Source organism: Corynebacterium sp. HMSC077G07, assembly GCF_001809225.1.
GTDB lineage: Bacteria > Actinomycetota > Actinomycetes > Mycobacteriales > Mycobacteriaceae > Corynebacterium > Corynebacterium jeikeium_D.
Genome location: NZ_KV796525.1, coordinates 102,256 through 118,811 on the forward strand (window position 1 = coordinate 102,256; position 16,556 = coordinate 118,811).

A 16,556-nucleotide genomic window follows, 5' to 3' on the forward strand; every position below is an offset into this window, starting at 1 on the left:
ATATGCAGGACTTATCTCGTTTTGGTTGGCTTTCAGTGGGGGCGGCGGTCGTCACCATCGCGCTGAAGTTTTGGGGCTACACTCTGACCGGATCGGTGGGCCTGCTTTCCGACGCGACGGAGTCGATTGTCAATCTGGTTGCGGCAGTTGTCGCAATTATTGTGCTCAAGGTTATCGCGCGGCCCGCGGACCGCGATCATGAGTTCGGCCATTCCAAGGCAGAGTACTTCTCGGCCGGGCTGGAAGGTGCCATGATCTTCGTGGCGGCGGTGGCCATTATTTATGTCTCCATCGAGCGGTTGGTGAACCCGCAGCCGATTGAGCAGATTGGCCTGGGCCTCGTCGTGACCGTAATTGCCTCGGTGATCAATGGTGCGGTGGCGCTGATTCTGCTTAAGGCCGGGCGCCAACACAACTCCCTGGCGCTGACCGCCGACGGCAAGCATCTGATGACCGACGTGTGGACCTCCGCCGGTGTGCTTGTAGGTGTGGCGCTGGTGTGGGCTACCGGCCTGTGGTGGCTCGACCCGATTATCGCGCTGGCCGTGGCTGTAAACATCCTGGTCGCTGGCTACAAGCTGCTGCGCGATTCCGGTAACGGCCTGATGGACAAGGCCATGGAGGGCGACGACCGCGTGGCGGTGGATGAGATTTTGGCCTCGCACCGTGACCGGAGTCGTGGCATTGACGTCCACGAAATCCGCACTCGCGAGTCGGGGTATCAGAAGTTCATTGAGTTCCATGTGCTGGTGCCGGGCGCGTGGAGCGTGGAGCGCGGTCACGATGTGCTTACCGCGATGGAAGATGAGCTGCGGGAGCGTTTTCCAGGTGTGCATATCTCCTCGCATCTGGAGCCAATTGAGGACGAACGCGCCTATGGGGATGTGCAGTTGTAGCGCGAGTGAGGCAAATTCCACGAAAGCGCTGAAAGTGATGAGCCTTACACTTTAAGATTGTGTATACAAAATCATGCACTGTTTAAGTCCACTCGAAGGAACTGCATAAATGACCTCCGAAGCCTCAACCACTTCCACTGGGGATAGCCGTTTTTCCGCGAAGAGCCCGAAGTTGCCGGAGCCGTGCCCTCGGCAGGACATCATTATTCCGGCTAATGACCGCGTCCTGCTGCGCGGAACCATGTTCCGCCCGAAGGAGAACCCAGAGAACATTCCCAACGGCATCATCACCGTTCACTCCGGTACCGGTGTGCCGCAGGGTTTCTACCACCGTTTCGCTGAGACCGTGGCAGAAAAGGGCTACGGCGTTATCACCTATGACTACCGCGGAATTGGCCAGTCCGCTCTGAAGACTGACCAGAACAATGAAGACATCCGGATGTCGGACTGGATTACCAAGGATATTCCGGGTGTGATCGAGTGGGCCAAGGAGACCTACCCGGACGTGCCGCACTTCGCTGTCGGCCACGCGGTTGGTGGTCACGGCATCGTCTACGCCGGCTCCGAGGGCACCTATGACGCAGCGGCGTTGGTCAACTGCCGCGGTATGCGTATTTCCAAGGTGCCGTCCGTGGCGGGCAAGGTCCGCGCATTCTTCATCTTCAATATTCTCGGCCCGATTAGCGGTTTCATTACCGGCCACATTCCGGCGTCGGCGTGGCGTCTGGCTGTTGAGCCGCCGAACGGTGTCATGCGTCAGTGGGCTCGTTGGGCTCGCAAGGAAGGCTACTTCTTCGACGATTCCGAGTTCGACTTCGCTAACCGCTTCTCCAAGGCTCCGCAGCCGTTCCTGTCCATCCGCGTTCCGGATGATTACTGGACTGAGGAGTCCTCGGCAGACCTGATCACCAATGTGATGAGCTCTGCTGAAAAGATTGAAAAGCGCCAGGCTCAGCCGGCTGGCGGCAAGGGCGTGGGCTACGGTGGTTACTTCCGCTCCGGTCACGAGAAGGAGTGGGACGAGCTGTTGGCCTGGTTCCAGGCCAACAAGGGCTAAGTAGGAGGTTTTATGGCGATTTCCCAGGTAGAAACGCCTTTCGGCGCGCTTGGAATCGCCACCTCCGCTCGCGGGGTCGTCGAAGTCAATCTCTTAGGTCCCGTGCTTGACGACGACCCCAGCGCCGCCGACCCCGAAGCGCAGGCGGTGGCGGAACAGGCAGCGCAGCAGTTCCGCGAGTACTTTGCCGGGCAGCGCCGCGAGTTTGCGCTGCCGCTGGACTGCGACATATTCACCCAGGATTCTTTCCGCGCTCGTGCGCTGACCGCACTGCGCGACGTGCCGTATGGCCAGGTTGTGACCTACGGTGAGCTCGCTGAAATGGCCGGGTCACCCCGTGCCGCCAGGGCTGCCGGGTCGGCCTGTGCCACCAATCCGCTGGGTATTCTGATTCCCTGTCACCGCGTCGTTCCCGCCAGTGGGGGAGCGGGCTCTTTCGGATCTTATGCCGGCGGTCGGGAAATGAAGCGCTGGCTACTCGAACTCGAAGGTTGGCCACCCGCTAATCTCTAATGCATGACTTCACATTCTCCGCGCGACCAGTTCGCCACCGAATTTGAGAACATCATCCGCAACCGCCGTGCCACGCGCGTCTACGCTGACGAACCGCTTGACGACGCTGACGTGCGCCGCCTCCTGGAGCTATCTCTGGAAGCTCCCAGCGCCTTTAACATTCAGTCTCGGGCTATCGTGCGCATCGAGGACCCTGAGGTGCGCCAGCAGGTAGTGGAAGCTGCCGGTGGTCAGAAGCAGGTTGCCAATGCGCCGCTGCTGCTCGCCTTCATTGGTGAGCCGACCGGCTGGAAGCGCGGTATTCCACGCCTGGTTGAGGCCAACAAGGCGACTGGCCTGTGGGACGAAGTTGCCGCTGCCGAGCGGGAAGCCTCGATGACCTCCTTCCATAAGGTCCGCGAGGAAAAGGGTCTCTCCCGCGAGTTCGCAATCCGCGACGCCATGATTGCCGCTTCTTTCGCTATGGTCACTGCCAGCGCCTTTGGTTGGGCTAGCTCCCCGATGACGGGCTTTAGTGAGCAGAAGGTCAAGGAAGCTATCGGTGCCGGTGACACCGATGTGGCGGTAGCGCTGTTGCTGGCCATCGGTGTCCCGGGTGAGTTCCCGGCTCACCCGGGCCGTTTCGAGTTCGAGCAGCGCGCCTACACCGACCGCTACGAGGCGTAGCAGCCCTAGCCCTACAGCGCGAGCGCTACCTCAACGGCCTGGCGGATGGCACGCTTTGCGTCCAGCTCAGCGGCCACGTCCGCGCCGCCGATGATGGTGACATTGGAGTTATCGCCGGTGACGCTCTCGCGATCCTTGCCGCCCAGGCAGTCCAGATTGGATACCTGACCAGTACAGACAATCACGTTGTCAACCGCGATGACCTGTTGCTTTTCATCGATGGTGATGTGCAGGCCCTCGTCATCGATACGGTTGTAGGTGACGCCGGTGTACTGCTTGACACCGGCCTTCTTGATCTCCGCACGGTGAACCCAACCAGTGGTCTTGCCCAGGCCCTTACCGATGCGGGAGGTCTTGCGCTGCAGCAGGTGCACCTCGCGCTCAACCTCAAACTCCTCAGCCGCGCCAGAGACCGTGCCCGGCTTGGTCAGACCCGCGCGGAACTCCGCAGGGTCACCGACGCCCCAGGCGTCCTTCCAGGCTTCGATGGTCTGGTTCGGCTTGCGAGTGAGGTATTCACACACGTCCACACCGATACCGCCAGCACCGATGACGGCCACCTTGTTGCCGGCCTGCTTCGCACCCGAGAGCAGCTCGTCGTAACGAATGACCTTCTCGTGGTCGATACCGTCAATGCCCGGGATACGCGGGGTGACACCCGTGGCCACAATCACGTGGTCAAACTTGGTCTTGAGCTCGTCGACGTCGGCACGCGTGTTCAGGTGAACCGGAACTTCGAGGACCTCCAGGCGACGGGAGAAGTACTTCAGCGTCTCGCCATAGTCCTCCTTGCCCGGAATCTTTGCGGCGAGGTTGAACTGGCCACCAATCTGGTCGGCGGCCTCGAAAATCTCTGGGTGGTGACCGCGCTGAGCTGCGGCTTCCGCGAAAGCGAGTCCAGCCACACCAGCGCCGATGACGGCGATGCGCTTGGCCTTGTCCTTCGCAACCGGCACGGATACCAACTCGGTTTCGTAAGCAGCCTTCGGGTTGACCAAACAGGTGGAGCGCTTGGCCGCGAAGGTGTGGTCCAAGCAGGCCTGGTTACAGGCGATACAGGTGTTAATCTGGTCAGCTCGACCATCGCCCGCCTTGATGGCGAAGTCCGGGTCAGCCAGCAGTGGGCGGGCCATGGAAATCAAGTCCGCATTGCCGTCAGCGAGGATCTTCTCCGCAACCTCGGGGCGGTTGATTCGGTTGGAGGCTGCCACCGGGACGTCGACAAGCGAACGGAGACGACCAGTCAGATCCGTGAATGCGGCGCGCGGCACGGACGTAACGATGGTGGGGACGCGTGCTTCGTGCCAGCCGATGCCGGTGTTGAAGACATCGACGCCAGCCTCGACCAGACGCTGCGCGAGTTCAGTGGTCTCGGACCAGGTCTGGCCGTCTTCCACCAGGTCAAGCAGCGAAATGCGGTACTGCAGCAGGAAGTCCTCGCCCACCTCGGCGCGAATGCGACGGACAATTTCGATGGGCAGGCGCATGCGAGCCTCGGCGCTGCCGCCCCAGTTGTCCGAGCGGTGGTTAGTGCGCTCGGCCAGGAACTGGTTGAGCAGGTAACCCTCGGAGCCCATAACCTCGATGCCGTCGTAACCAGCACGTTTCGCGAGCTTCGCGGCGCGGACATAAGCGCCGATAGTGCGCGAGACATCAAAGCCGGTGAGGCGATGAGCCTTAAACGGGCTAATCGGCGACTGACCGGTATTGGCGGAGCGGGCCAGCGGGCTGTAGCTGTAACGACCGGCGTGCAGCACCTGCAGCACGATGTGGCTGCCGTGGGAGTGCACGAGGTCAGTAACGCGGCGGTGATTGTCCGCCATGCGCTTCGACGCCATCATCGAACCGGCCGGAGTCAGCCAACCTTCGATGTTGGGAGCATAACCGCCGGTGACGATGAGCCCCACGCCACCTTCGGCGCGTCGACCAAGGTAGGCAGCCAGCTTGGGGATATCACGGGTGCGATCTTCCAGGCCGGAGTGCATTGAGCCCATGATGATGCGATTGCGCAGAGTTAGAGGACCGACGTCGAGAGGGGAGAGAAGATGTGGGAAGTGAGGCTGGTCAGACATGCAACCAGTATCGCGGTTTTAGCGGCTGTGTATGAGGTGAATCGGAAAAATTCCGGCACAGTTTTATATACGTTTCACGTGGAACATCAGGTGTAAAGCACGCGCAGTCTTCGGCGCAGGAGGGTGTCGTATGACTACAGTCGGGAATATTAGTAGACGCATGTAGCAAGGAGTTGAGCCCCCATGACCTCTGAAACTTCAACTAATGGCAAGAAAGTAGCTGTAGTTACCGGTGCTTCTTCCGGTATTGGTGCAGCCACTGCCAAGCAGTTCGCAGCTGAAGGTTTCCGCGTTGTGCTGGGAGCCCGCCGCGAGGACAAGCTGGAGGCTGTCGCGGAGGAGATTCGCGCTGCCGGTGGTGAAGCGACGGTCTACAAGGTTGACGTCACCTCTGACGCCGATGTGGCGGCGCTGGCTAAGGCCGAACCGCGCGTCGACGTGCTGGTTAACAACGCCGGTGGCGCCTGGGGCATGGAATCGGTTGAAGGCGCTGTCGAGGAAAAGTGGCGCTGGATGTACGAGGTCAACGTGCTGGGCACCCTGCGCGTCACCCGCGCGCTGCTGCCCGCATTGAAGTCCACTAGCGGCATTGTGCTCACCGTCGGCTCGATTGCCGGCCGTCAGGTCTACACCGGCGGCGCCGGTTACAACGCAGCCAAGCACGCTGAGCGCGCGCTGGTGGAAGTCCTGCGTCAAGAGGTTGCTGCCGATGGCGTGCGCGTCACCGAAATCGATCCGGGGCGCGTCCACACCGACTTCTCACTCGTGCGTTTCGACGGCGACGAGACCAAGGCCGCAGCGGTCTACGATGGCGTTGAGTCGCTGACCGCCGATGATGTTGCCGACATCATTGTGTTCGCGGCCACCCGTCCGAAGCGCGTCAACATTGACTTCCTGCAGGTGACCCCCATCGACCAGGTGGGCGGCGCGAAGCCGAAGAAGTAAACCGACTACATAGAGGAGCCGTACATGAGCATCGATATTGCCGCTGACACCAAGATTGCCCTGGTCACGGGTGCAAGCCGTGGTATTGGCCTGGCGGTCGCCAAGGATCTCTCCCGTGACCACCATGTCATTGTGGGCGCTACCAGTGCTGAGTCTGCCGAGAAGGTGGCGTCGCAGTTGCCGTCGGCAAGCGTATTCGTTGCTGATCTGGGTGATACCGACGCCGTAAACGCGGAAGTGGCAAAGCTGTTGGAGGCGCTCGGTGGGCGCGGGCTGGATGTGCTCGTGCACTCGGCGGGCGTGTACGTCGATGGGGACGTGGCGGAGGTTTCGCGTGCGGACTGGTCGCGAATTATGGACATCAACGTCGTCGCCGTCGCCGACCTGACACGCCAGCTGCTGCCAGCGCTGCGCAAGGCGGAGGGCACGCTGGTAACCATCAACTCGGGCTCGGGATTCCGCGCTTCAGCTGGTACTTCACCGTATGCAGCGTCGAAGTTCGCGCTGCGGGCCTTCACCGATGCGCTGCGCGAGGAAGAGCGTGGCGCGGTACGAGTCAGCTCCGTGCACCCTGGGCGCGTCGATACCGATATGCAGGTTCAGCTGCAGTCGAATTGGCACCGCGATGATGCGGATTGGCGTTACGACGGAACGAAGTTCATGCGGCCTGAATCGATCGCAGCCGCAGTACGTCTGGCCGTTGATACCGGAGCGGATGCCAACGTGGATGAAATCCAGGTGCGCCCGCGCGGATAGCCGTGTAAAAGGTAGCGAAGATAAGCAAAAAGTGTGCCCACCAGGCGGATAGCCGGTGGGCACACTTTCGTGTGCAGGCTTCTTACTGAGCGTCCAGGTTCAGGCGCTCGTGCATTGCTTTGACCTCGCGCGGGACAACCTTGCCGATGGCGTTGCGCGGCAGGGAGTCGACGAAGAAGACGCGGTCCGGAGTGGAGTGCTCGGCCAGAGTTTCGCGGACGTACTCGCGCAGCATGTCCTCGGTGAGGTTCTTGCCGGCCTCATTGTCCTCGCGGACAACGTAGAGGAACAGGTCAGCGAAAATCTCGTCGTTTTCGTTGCTGCCGTGGCAGAAGACATCGGCGATGCCCGGCACCGGGCCCAGAATTTCTTCGACCTCGCGTGGGAAGACGTTCTCGCCGCCCTTGATCACCATGTCGTCGGAGCGACCACAGATGTACAGGTAGCCGTCCTGGTCGATACGGCCGAGGTCACCAATCTGGAACAGGCCATCGACGGTGGTGAACTTGTCCTTCTTGTTCAGGTAACCGATGAAGGAGAGCTCCTGAGCGGTGTGGATCATGCCAACCTCACCCGGCTCGACTTCCTTGCCGTCGTCACCCAGGATGCGAACCTTGGCGCCAATTGCCGGGCGACCTGCGGAGTCCGGGCGGGCTGCGAGGTCCGCGCCGGATGCGATGGAGCACAGGCCGGCCTCGGTGGAGCCGTAGAAGTTACAGATAACCGGACCGAAGCGGTGAGTCAGCGCGGAGACGAGCCAGCCCGGGATGGCGTTACCAGAGGAGACAATGAAGCGGAACGGGCCAATCTTGCGGTTCGGCTCCTCATCCAGAACATCCTTGATCTGGCGCAGGAAGAAGGCCGCGGAAATCATGCCGTTACAGCCGTACTGTTCACACTGGTCAACAGCCTTCTTCGGGTCGAAGACACGCATGGTGACAATGGTGGAGCCGGTAGCCATGCCAATCAGCACATTTGCCCAGCCCCAGGCGTGGAACATGGATGCGGACTGGTGAATGACCATGTTGCGGCGCCACGGAATACGATCGGCGATTGCACCCACAGTTGCCGGTGTCTTCGGCTCATTGCGCAGGACACCCTTCGGGATGCCGGTGGTGCCGGAGGACATGATGATGATGCGTCCCTGCTCCGGCTTCGGATCTAGCTTGGCGTTCGATGTACGACCTTCTTCAATGAGGTCTTCCATGAACACGAAGTTCTTGCCCGCGTTCTTGCGGGTCTCCGGCTTGGTCACGGAGGTAATAACGACGGTGACATCGTCGAGGTCTTCTGGCAGGTTGCCCAGGAACTCGTCATCGACGAACAGGAACTTGGCCTTATTCTGGTCAACGACACCGCGAATCTGAGTCGGGCCGGAGCCGATGTTCATCAGCATAATTTCGGAGCCGATGAATCCCTTGATGGCCATCGGCAGGATGATGCCGCGGCCGTTGCGTGCGATAACGCCGAAGCTGGACTTCTGGGTCATGCCACGGTCCATCAAGGCGCGAGCCAGGGCGTGGGCGTTGTCAAGCAGCTGAGAATAGGTGAGTTCGCCGTCATCGTCGACAAGGGCGAGGCGATCCGGGTAGCGCAGCGCACTCATGGAAATCAGGCTGGCGACGGAGAACTTCAGGCGACGCAGGTAATCGAGAATCTTCGGCGCCGTCTTCGGAGTCATGTACAGGGCACCAGTACGCAGGAGTGGTGGAATCGACTGGGCAAAAGCCTTGATTTGGAGCCCAAGTGGTACTTCCGGAGCCTTCATTTCAGCTGCCATGGGTGAGAATCCTCCAAGATGATGGACAAGCGATTAATAGCGCCAAGCGACTCTTTAGTCACACTGACACCATCAGTCACGGTAGTGCGATTTTGTAACAACCAGACTTTAACAAACCTGTGCCGCGTCAAAAAGTAGTTTCCACGAAGAAAAGTAAAAAAATACGCAGTCGGCGTGCGCAATGCTTTACGACGGATACCTTTTCGCGTACGGGCTCGAGGATACAGTGTTATCAAACAGTTATAAACCGACAGGAAGCAGTGAATATAACGAAAGGATAACACTGCGGTAACGAATTCAATTCTGATATTGACGTATATAACTCTATGAACCCAGGGGTTTTCGGTTGGTTTGTTTGACGGGGCGGGCAGTAGCTGAATGGCGGTCGCCCCCAGAAATTAGGGGGCTAGGAATCTTCTGAAAAATAGAAATGTTCGAGACTAGGAGGGGCGGAGGTTGCGAGTGCGTAGCTGAATAGGTGGCATATTCGCTGGCTTGAGCCTCGGTGTGCGGCATCGGTGAGCGTCGGAGGAAGTTGCCCTAATTCAGGGTTAGGGCGGCAAGTGTGGGCTCATCCTCTGGTGTGCAGGTAGAGAGCCAACGGTCGATGGCATCGTACTCCGCCTGTGTGAGCCACAGGTGGTATTTCTGTTTTACTGCCACCTGGCGAGCGACATACTGGCAGCGAAATGGCTTATTGGCGGGTACCCAGGATGCGGCATCGCTATCCCGCTTCTGTTGATTGGCGGGGCCATCGACGGCCAAGAGGTTGAGGGGGTCATTGGCAAAGTCCTGCCGAACCTCGGGCGGGAGTTGCTGTGCCCCCTTTTGCCAGGCGTCGCTTAAGGCTACGACATGGTCGATTTGAACGGCAGAAGAGGTATCGCGGCCACGCTGGAACTCAATCATCGTGCCGGTATAGGGATCCAGTAATTGCCCTGAAAGCACGACGCAATCGTGGCTATTTGGTTTGTACTCCTTATTAATAAGGTCACGATTCAAAATATCGTTTCGCGTGTCACATCCGTTGTGCCCAAACTCGGCAGAGACGTCGTCGCTCCAACGTTGCCCGAACTCATCGCGCGCATAGCCGGTTTTCGGTGCGCGCCCTTTTACCTCCAGCTGGTTGAGGGCGCTACGGATGCCGTCGATAGGCGATGTGCCGGGCGCTGGGGTGTCCGGGGCGGCGGGGGCGTGGGGCACTTCGGGAATCTCGGGCGCGGGTTCCTCTGGCTCGGGCGTAAATGCGGGTGCCGGTGCCGGGCTGTATGACTGGCTCTCTGGAGTGGGGGCTGTGGGAGCCGTGCAGCCGCTGAGGATTGTCGCTGCGCCGATAAGGAGGGCGAGGCCCTGCAGTGGCGAGCGGAAACGACGGTTGGCGAGCATGGAGCTAACCATAGCGGTGGGGGCGGATTGGGTATGGAGAGAGGTGTGCTAAAGAATCGAACAATTGTGCGTAGTTAGCGGGGGTGGTAGCTCGATTAGGGGGTTATGGCGTTAAAGCGGGTAGTAAAAGCCCGGTTTTAGTCGAACGGGAAGGGTGTTCTAGCTCCTTCGGGGGTGGGTAAATATAGCTAGTTCCCTAAATACGTATTGCAATACGCCTAGGTGAAAGTGCATTGTTAAAACAGTTGGAAATATAGATAACCCGTGTCCCCCAATTGGCACATTGCACCTACAAGGGGAAAACAGCCATGACAGCTAAGACAGCCATGACTCTGACCGAAACAGCGACCACATTGCCTCGTGGTCCTCAGAGGGAAGGTCTCTACCACCCGTCGAACGAACATGATGCGTGTGGCGTGGCCTTTGTTGCCGACATTTACGGTCGCCAGACTCATGACATTGTCGAAAAGGGCATTCAGGCACTGGTCAACCTCGACCACCGCGGTGCCGCCGGCGCTGAGAAGACCACCGGCGACGGTGCCGGCATTCTCATTCAGGTTCCGGATGCCTACTACCGTGCTGAGCTGAGCAAGGAAGGCGTCATTTTGCCGCCGGCTGGCACCTATGCCACCGGTATTGCATTCCTGCCGCAGTCGCGCATGGCCACCCTCGATGCCATCCGGGCTATTGAAGACATCTGCGCCGAAGAGGGCATCGAGATCTTGGCATGGCGCGATGTGCCGATTAACGCTGACGGGCTTGGCCAGATGGCTCGCCAGGCTATGCCGGTGCTGCGTCAGCTCTTCGTTACCGCGAAGAACTACGAGGGTCGCCAGCTCAGCAATATCGATCTCGACCGCAAGATGTTCTTCCTGCGTAAGCGCTGCGAGCGTGAGCTGGGTGAACAGGGCGCCGGCGAGGGCTCTGGTGGCGACACCGTGTATTTCCCGTCGCTGTCCAGCCGCACGATCGTCTACAAGGGCATGCTGACTACTCCGCAGCTGAAGGATTTCTACCTTGACCTGCAGCAGAAGGAAGTCACTTCCGCGCTCGCCATCGTGCACTCGCGCTTTTCCACGAACACTTTCCCGTCCTGGCCGCTGGCACATCCGTACCGCTACGTCGCTCACAATGGCGAAATCAACACCGTGCGCGGCAACGAGAACTGGATGCGCGCCCGCGAGTCGCTGATTCGCTCTGGCAAGCTGGGCAACATCGACCGCGCGCTGCCGGTGTGCGACCCCAACGGTTCTGACACTGCGCGTTTCGACGAGGCCCTGGAGTTACTGCATCTCGGTGGTCGTAGTCTCCCGCATGCGGTCATGATGATGGTTCCGCAGGCCTGGGAGCACGACGACAATCTCAGCCCGCAGGTTCGCGCGTTCTACGAGTACCACGCCTGCCTGATGGAGCCGTGGGACGGCCCCGCTGCCATCTGCTTTACCGACGGCCAGGTCATCGGTGCCACCCTGGATCGCAATGGTCTGCGCCCGGGGCGCATCTGGGTGACCGACGAGGGCCTGGTGGTGATGGCCTCCGAAGCTGGTGTCCTGGATATCCCGCCGGAGCAGATTGTGCAGCGCACGCGCGTGCAGCCGGGGCGCATGTTCCTGGTGGACATGAAGGCCGGTCGCATTATTGAGGACAAGGAGATTAAGTCCACGCTGGCCGCCACCGGTCCATACGAGGAATGGATCAAAGAGGGCCTGGTCGACATCACCGACCTGCCACGAGAGCGCTACCAGTACATGCCGCATGCCCGCGCGGTGTTGCGGCAGCGCGTCTTCGGCATCACCGAGGAAGACGTTGACCTAATCATCCGCCCGATGGCACTCACCGGCGCGGAGGGCCTGGGTTCGATGGGCTCAGACACGCCGATTGCGGCACTGTCCAACCGCCCTCGCATGCTGTTCGACTTCTTCTCGCAGCGGTTCGCGCAGGTTACCAACCCGCCGTTGGACTCGCTGCGCGAAAAGTCCATCACCAGCATGAATACGTTGCTGGGTGCAGAGACCAACATCCTGGAGCCCACCGCCGATGCCGCCCGTCGCATCCGGCTTGAGCATCCAATCCTGGACAACCACGACTTTGTCACCCTGTGTCAGGCGGGCAAGAACGAGGAGTACTCCGAGTTCCGCGCCGAGGTCATCTCTGGCCTGTACCCGGTCGCCCGCGGTGGCCGTGGCCTGCGCAACGCTATCCGTCGTGTTCGCCGTGAGGTCTCTGAGGCCATTGACCGTGGTGCCCGACTGATTGTGCTGTCTGACCGTGAGTCCAACGAGCGCTTTGCCCCCATCCCGTCGCTGCTGCTGACCTCCGCGGTCCACCACCACCTGGTGGAGGAGCGCACTCGCACGCGCGCCAGCCTCATCATTGAGGCTGGCGACGCCCGCGAGGTGCACCACATGGCCATGCTGCTGGGCTTTGGTGCCGATGCCATTAATCCGTACATGGCTTTCGAAACCATCGATGAGCTGCGCATGAAGGATCAGCTTGGTGATCTGACGCTGGATCAGGCCTGCTCGAACTACTGCAAGGCCGCCTCTAAGGGCGTGCTGAAGGTCATGTCCAAGATGGGTATCGCCTCACTGCAGTCCTACCGTGGCGCTCAGCTGGCCGACACCGTCGGTCTGTCGCAGGAGTTCCTGGACGAGTACTTCACCGGAGCTGTTTCTCCGCTGGAAGGTATCGGTCTCGATGAGGTCGCAGAAGATGTTGCGGCTCGTCACCGCAGCGCATTCCTGCCGCGTCCGGAAGAGCAGGCCCACCGCGAGCTGGATCTCGGCGGCGAGTACAAGTGGCGTCGCGAAGGCGAGTACCACCTATTCAACCCGGAGACCATCTACACGCTGCAGCACGCCACCCGCACTGGTCAGTACGCGGTCTTCCGCGACTACACCAACAAGGTCGATGAGCAGACCAAGCAGCTGGCAACTCTGCGCGGCATGCTCGAGTTCGCCTCAGACCGCGAGCCAATCGACATTGATGAGGTCGAACCAGTCTCTAGCATCGTCAAGCGTTTCTCCACCGGCGCGATGAGCTACGGCTCCATCTCTGCGGAGGCACATGAGACGCTGGCCATCGCTATGAATCGCCTGGGTGCGATGTCCAACTCCGGTGAGGGCGGCGAGGACCCAGACCGTTTCGAAATGGAGGCCAATGGCGACTGGAAACGCTCTGCCATCAAGCAGGTCGCATCGGGCCGCTTCGGTGTGACCAGCCACTACCTGTCCAACTGCACCGACATCCAGATCAAGATGGCCCAGGGTGCAAAGCCCGGCGAGGGGGGCCAGTTGCCACCGAACAAGGTCTACCCGTGGATCGCGGAAGTCCGCATCACCACCCCGGGCGTGGGTCTGATCTCGCCGCCACCGCACCACGACATCTACTCAATCGAGGATTTGGCGCAGCTCATTTACGACCTCAAGAACGCCAATCCGCGCGCCCGCATTCACGTCAAGCTCGTCTCCGAGCAGGGCGTGGGTACCGTCGCCGCTGGCGTGTCGAAGGCGCATGCCGACGTCGTGCTGATCTCCGGCCACGATGGCGGCACTGGTGCCTCGCCACTGACCAGTCTCAAGCATGCTGGCGGTCCGTGGGAGCTGGGGCTCGCTGAAACCCAGCAGACCCTGATGCTCAACGGGCTGCGCGACCGCATCCGCGTGCAGTGCGATGGCCAGCTCAAGACCGGTCGTGATGTCGTGGTCGCGATGTTGCTGGGCGCTGAGGAGTTTGGTTTTGCCACCGCTCCGCTGGTGGTTGAGGGCTGCATCATGATGCGCGTCTGCCACCTGGACACCTGCCCAGTCGGTATTGCCACCCAGAATCCGAAGTTGCGGAGCAAGTTCACCGGCCGTGCCGAGCACGTGGTCAACTTCTTCACCTTCATCGCCCAGCAGGTCCGTGAATACCTCGCTGAGCTGGGATTCCGTACCATCGATGAAGCGGTCGGACATGCCGAGTGCCTGCGTCTGCGCAAGGATCTGGGCAACCTTCCGCGCGTCGCAAAGCTTGACCTGGAGCGAATCCTGCACGTTGCCGAGAGCCCCTTCTTTGCGGACCAGGATTCCTACTGCACGAAGGCGCAGGACCACGGGCTCGAGGGTGCGTTGGACGAGCGCCTCATCGATGAAGCGCAGCCAGCGCTGCGTACGGCGCGCGCGAATGGGCTGGCGCCGACACCGGTATCGCTGCACCACGCCATCAGCAATGTGAACCGTTCCGTGGGCACGCGCCTGGGGTACGAAGTCACCAAGGTCGCAGGTAAGCAGGGGCTTGCCGACGACTCCATCGTCGTCAACCTGCTCGGTTCCGCCGGTAACTCGCTGGGCGCGTTCCTGCCGGCCGGTGTGACCATCAAGCTGGAGGGCGATGCCAACGACTTCGTCGGCAAGGGCCTGTGCGGCGGCAAGATTGTGGTCCGACCTTCACGTTCGGCCCCGCCGACCGCGGATGTGGCTACCGACACCATTGCCGGCAACGTCATTGGTTTCGGCGCCACCAGCGGTGAAATCTTCGTTCGCGGCACTGTCGGTGAGCGCTTCTGCGTGCGTAACTCCGGTGCTACGGCCGTGGTCGAGGGCATCGGTAACCACGGTTGCGAGTACATGACCGGTGGCCGCGTCGTAGTGGCGGGCCCGGTCGGTCACAACTTCGGCGCCGGTATGAGTGGCGGTATCGCTTACCTGCTGGATAACGAGGCGACGCGGGCGAACATCAACACCGAGCTGGTCGATATTGTGCCGCTCGATGATGAGGACATCAGCTGGTTGGAGGCCACGCTGTCGAAGCACCGCAAGCTCACGGGTTCTAAGACTCGGTTCCCGGCTGCACAGTTCATCAAAATCATGCCGCGTGATTACGCCCGAATTCTCGACGTAGTCGCGAAGGCAAAGGACAACGACGCTGACATCAACGAAGCAATCATGGAGGCAGTAACCAATGGCTGATCCGAAGGGGTTCATGAAATTCCAGCGCGAAGAGCCTGCTCATCGCCCGGTTCCGCTGCGTCTGATGGACTGGAAAGAGGTCTATGAGGAGGCTAGCAACGAGCAGGTGCAACAGCAGGCGACCCGCTGTATGGACTGTGGTGTGCCGTTTTGTCACTCGGCCTGCCCGCTGGGCAACATCATTCCGGAGTGGAATGACCTGGTTCGTCAGAACCGCTGGCACGAGGCTTTCGAGCGCTTGCACGCCACCAACAACTTCCCGGAGTGGACGGGCCGCCTGTGCCCGGCACCGTGTGAGGGCGGTTGTGTGCTCGGCATCAATGATGATGCCGTGACCATTAAGAACATCGAGCTGGCCATCGTTGAACGCGGCTTCGATGAGGGCTGGGTGCAGCCGATTGTGCCGACTTTCGACACCGGCCAACACATCGCTGTCATCGGCTCCGGGCCGGCGGGCCTTGCTGCAGCACAGCAGCTGACTCGCGCCGGGCATGATGTCACGGTCTTCGAGCGCGACGACAAGATTGGTGGTCTGATGCGCTACGGCGTGCCGGACTACAAGATGGAGCAGCGTTTCCTCGACCGTCGTCTCGAGCAGATGGAAATCGAGGGCACTGAGTTCCGCACCAACATCTCACCGACGGCTGCTGACCTGGCCGAATTCGATGCAGTGGTCCTAGCTACCGGCGCGTCACTGGCCCGCGACCTGCCTGTCGATGGCCGTGATTTGGAGGGTATTCACCAGGCTATGGAGTACCTGCCGGGTGCCAACCGCGTTGCCGCAGGCGAGCTCGACACCCCGCCGATTGATGCGAAGGGCAAGAAGGTCGTTGTCATTGGCGGCGGTGACACCGGCATTGACTGCTTCGGTACCGCGCTGCGCCAGGGAGCGGCGTCCGTCACGCAGTTCGATATTCGCCCGCGTGCGCCGAAGTCCCGTGCGGCGTCGACTCCGTGGCCGATGTATCCGCTGGTCTGGCGTGTGGCGACTGCCCACGAAGAGGGCGAGTACACCATCACCGGTTCCGAACCACCAGAGGTTACCGAGGCACTCGGCTTCAACGCTCGCGTCACCGGCGAGACCCTGGGCAAGCGCGTCTTCAACGTCAACACCGTCTCCTTCCACGGCGAGGACGGTCACGTGACCGGCCTGTCCGCCAACGAGGTCGAGGTCATCGATGGCAAGCGTGTGCCCATGGAGGATACGGATTTCGAGCTCGACGCCGACCTAGTTCTCATCGCGCTGGGCTTCTCCGGTCCGGAGCGCGGCGGTCTGCCCCATGAACTGGGGATTCAGTTCAACGATCGCGGTGTGATGATGCGTGACGACGACTACCTCGCCGTGCGCAGCGACATCGAGCAGAACTTCGACGGTCCGGTGTTCGTGGCCGGTGACAATGGCCGCGGGGCCAGCCTGATTGTGTGGGCTATCGCCGAAGGTCGCGCCTGCGCCGAGGCCGTGGACCAGTACTTGATGGGCGAGTCCAATCTGCCGCGCGCTGTCGAGCCGGAGGATGCTCCAATTAAGTTGTAAAC

The 16,556-nt window shown here is 60.8% G+C and carries 11 protein-coding genes; 8 read left to right on the forward strand and 3 right to left on the reverse strand.

Annotation, left to right across the window (positions count from 1 at the left end):
* The first annotated feature begins 2 nt into the window (after positions 1–2).
* From HMPREF2562_RS02795 to HMPREF2562_RS02810, 4 genes are all read left to right on the forward strand, one after another.
* Entirely contained in the window at positions 3–896 is an 894-nt protein-coding gene (locus tag HMPREF2562_RS02795) for a cation diffusion facilitator family transporter (protein WP_070549594.1), read from the forward strand.
* A 109-nt stretch (positions 897–1,005) separates the two neighbouring features.
* Positions 1,006–1,953 carry an alpha/beta hydrolase family protein gene (locus HMPREF2562_RS02800; protein WP_049189819.1) on the forward strand — a complete coding sequence of 316 codons (948 nt, stop codon included), beginning with the start codon at positions 1,006–1,008 and terminating at the stop codon, positions 1,951–1,953.
* Positions 1,954–1,965: 12 nt separating this feature from the next.
* On the forward strand, positions 1,966–2,466 hold the full coding sequence (locus tag HMPREF2562_RS02805) for a methylated-DNA--[protein]-cysteine S-methyltransferase (RefSeq protein WP_070549595.1): 501 nt from the start codon (positions 1,966–1,968) through the stop codon (positions 2,464–2,466).
* A gap of 3 nt (positions 2,467–2,469) precedes the next feature.
* Complete coding sequence (locus tag HMPREF2562_RS02810) at positions 2,470–3,132, forward strand: nitroreductase family protein (protein ID WP_049172542.1); 663 nt, start codon at positions 2,470–2,472, stop codon at positions 3,130–3,132.
* Positions 3,133–3,143: 11 nt separating this feature from the next.
* On the opposite strand, the gene HMPREF2562_RS02815 is transcribed toward HMPREF2562_RS02810, so the two are convergent.
* Positions 3,144–5,204, reverse strand: coding sequence for an oxidoreductase (locus HMPREF2562_RS02815; protein WP_049189818.1), 2,061 nt, complete (start codon positions 5,202–5,204; stop codon positions 3,144–3,146).
* A 183-nt stretch (positions 5,205–5,387) separates the two neighbouring features.
* Here HMPREF2562_RS02815 and HMPREF2562_RS02820 point away from each other — a divergent pair, with 183 nt between their 5' ends.
* Positions 5,388–6,149, forward strand: coding sequence for an SDR family oxidoreductase (locus HMPREF2562_RS02820; protein ID WP_049193380.1), 762 nt, complete (start codon positions 5,388–5,390; stop codon positions 6,147–6,149).
* A gap of 24 nt (positions 6,150–6,173) precedes the next feature.
* Complete coding sequence (locus HMPREF2562_RS02825) at positions 6,174–6,905, forward strand: SDR family oxidoreductase (RefSeq protein WP_016421787.1); 732 nt, start codon at positions 6,174–6,176, stop codon at positions 6,903–6,905.
* Positions 6,906–6,987: 82 nt separating this feature from the next.
* Here HMPREF2562_RS02825 and HMPREF2562_RS02830 read toward each other — a convergent pair whose 3' ends face one another.
* Together HMPREF2562_RS02830 and HMPREF2562_RS02835 are read right to left on the reverse strand one after the other, a co-directional pair.
* On the reverse strand, positions 6,988–8,685 hold the full coding sequence (locus tag HMPREF2562_RS02830) for an AMP-binding protein (RefSeq protein ID WP_049193377.1): 1,698 nt from the start codon (positions 8,683–8,685) through the stop codon (positions 6,988–6,990).
* A 540-nt stretch (positions 8,686–9,225) separates the two neighbouring features.
* Complete coding sequence (locus HMPREF2562_RS02835; protein ID WP_083295689.1) at positions 9,226–10,083, reverse strand: HNH endonuclease family protein; 858 nt, start codon at positions 10,081–10,083, stop codon at positions 9,226–9,228.
* 314 nt (positions 10,084–10,397) lie between these two features.
* Between HMPREF2562_RS02835 and gltB the strand changes: the two genes are divergently transcribed.
* Together gltB and HMPREF2562_RS02845 are read left to right on the forward strand one after the other, a co-directional pair.
* Positions 10,398–15,020, forward strand: coding sequence for a glutamate synthase large subunit (gltB, locus tag HMPREF2562_RS02840; RefSeq protein WP_070549599.1), 4,623 nt, complete (start codon positions 10,398–10,400; stop codon positions 15,018–15,020).
* Entirely contained in the window at positions 15,013–16,554 is a 1,542-nt protein-coding gene (locus tag HMPREF2562_RS02845; RefSeq protein ID WP_070547013.1) for a glutamate synthase subunit beta, read from the forward strand. The genes gltB and HMPREF2562_RS02845 overlap by 8 nt, the downstream gene beginning before the upstream one ends.
* Positions 16,555–16,556: the final 2 nt, after the last annotated feature.

Bases quoted from the DNA above. Each gene is read 5' to 3' on its own strand.
- HMPREF2562_RS02795 (WP_070549594.1), top strand. From the start codon at position 3: ATGCAGGACTTATCTCGTTTTGGTTGGCTTTCAGTGGGGGCGGCGGTC.
- HMPREF2562_RS02800 (WP_049189819.1), top strand. From the start codon at position 1,006: ATGACCTCCGAAGCCTCAACCACTTCCACTGGGGATAGCCGTTTTTCC.
- HMPREF2562_RS02805 (WP_070549595.1), top strand. From the start codon at position 1,966: ATGGCGATTTCCCAGGTAGAAACGCCTTTCGGCGCGCTTGGAATCGCC.
- HMPREF2562_RS02810 (WP_049172542.1), top strand. From the start codon at position 2,470: ATGACTTCACATTCTCCGCGCGACCAGTTCGCCACCGAATTTGAGAAC.
- HMPREF2562_RS02815 (WP_049189818.1), bottom strand. From the start codon at position 5,204: ATGTCTGACCAGCCTCACTTCCCACATCTTCTCTCCCCTCTCGACGTC.
- HMPREF2562_RS02820 (WP_049193380.1), top strand. From the start codon at position 5,388: ATGACCTCTGAAACTTCAACTAATGGCAAGAAAGTAGCTGTAGTTACC.
- HMPREF2562_RS02825 (WP_016421787.1), top strand. From the start codon at position 6,174: ATGAGCATCGATATTGCCGCTGACACCAAGATTGCCCTGGTCACGGGT.
- HMPREF2562_RS02830 (WP_049193377.1), bottom strand. From the start codon at position 8,685: ATGGCAGCTGAAATGAAGGCTCCGGAAGTACCACTTGGGCTCCAAATC.
- HMPREF2562_RS02835 (WP_083295689.1), bottom strand. From the start codon at position 10,083: ATGGTTAGCTCCATGCTCGCCAACCGTCGTTTCCGCTCGCCACTGCAG.
- gltB (WP_070549599.1), top strand. From the start codon at position 10,398: ATGACTCTGACCGAAACAGCGACCACATTGCCTCGTGGTCCTCAGAGG.
- HMPREF2562_RS02845 (WP_070547013.1), top strand. From the start codon at position 15,013: ATGGCTGATCCGAAGGGGTTCATGAAATTCCAGCGCGAAGAGCCTGCT.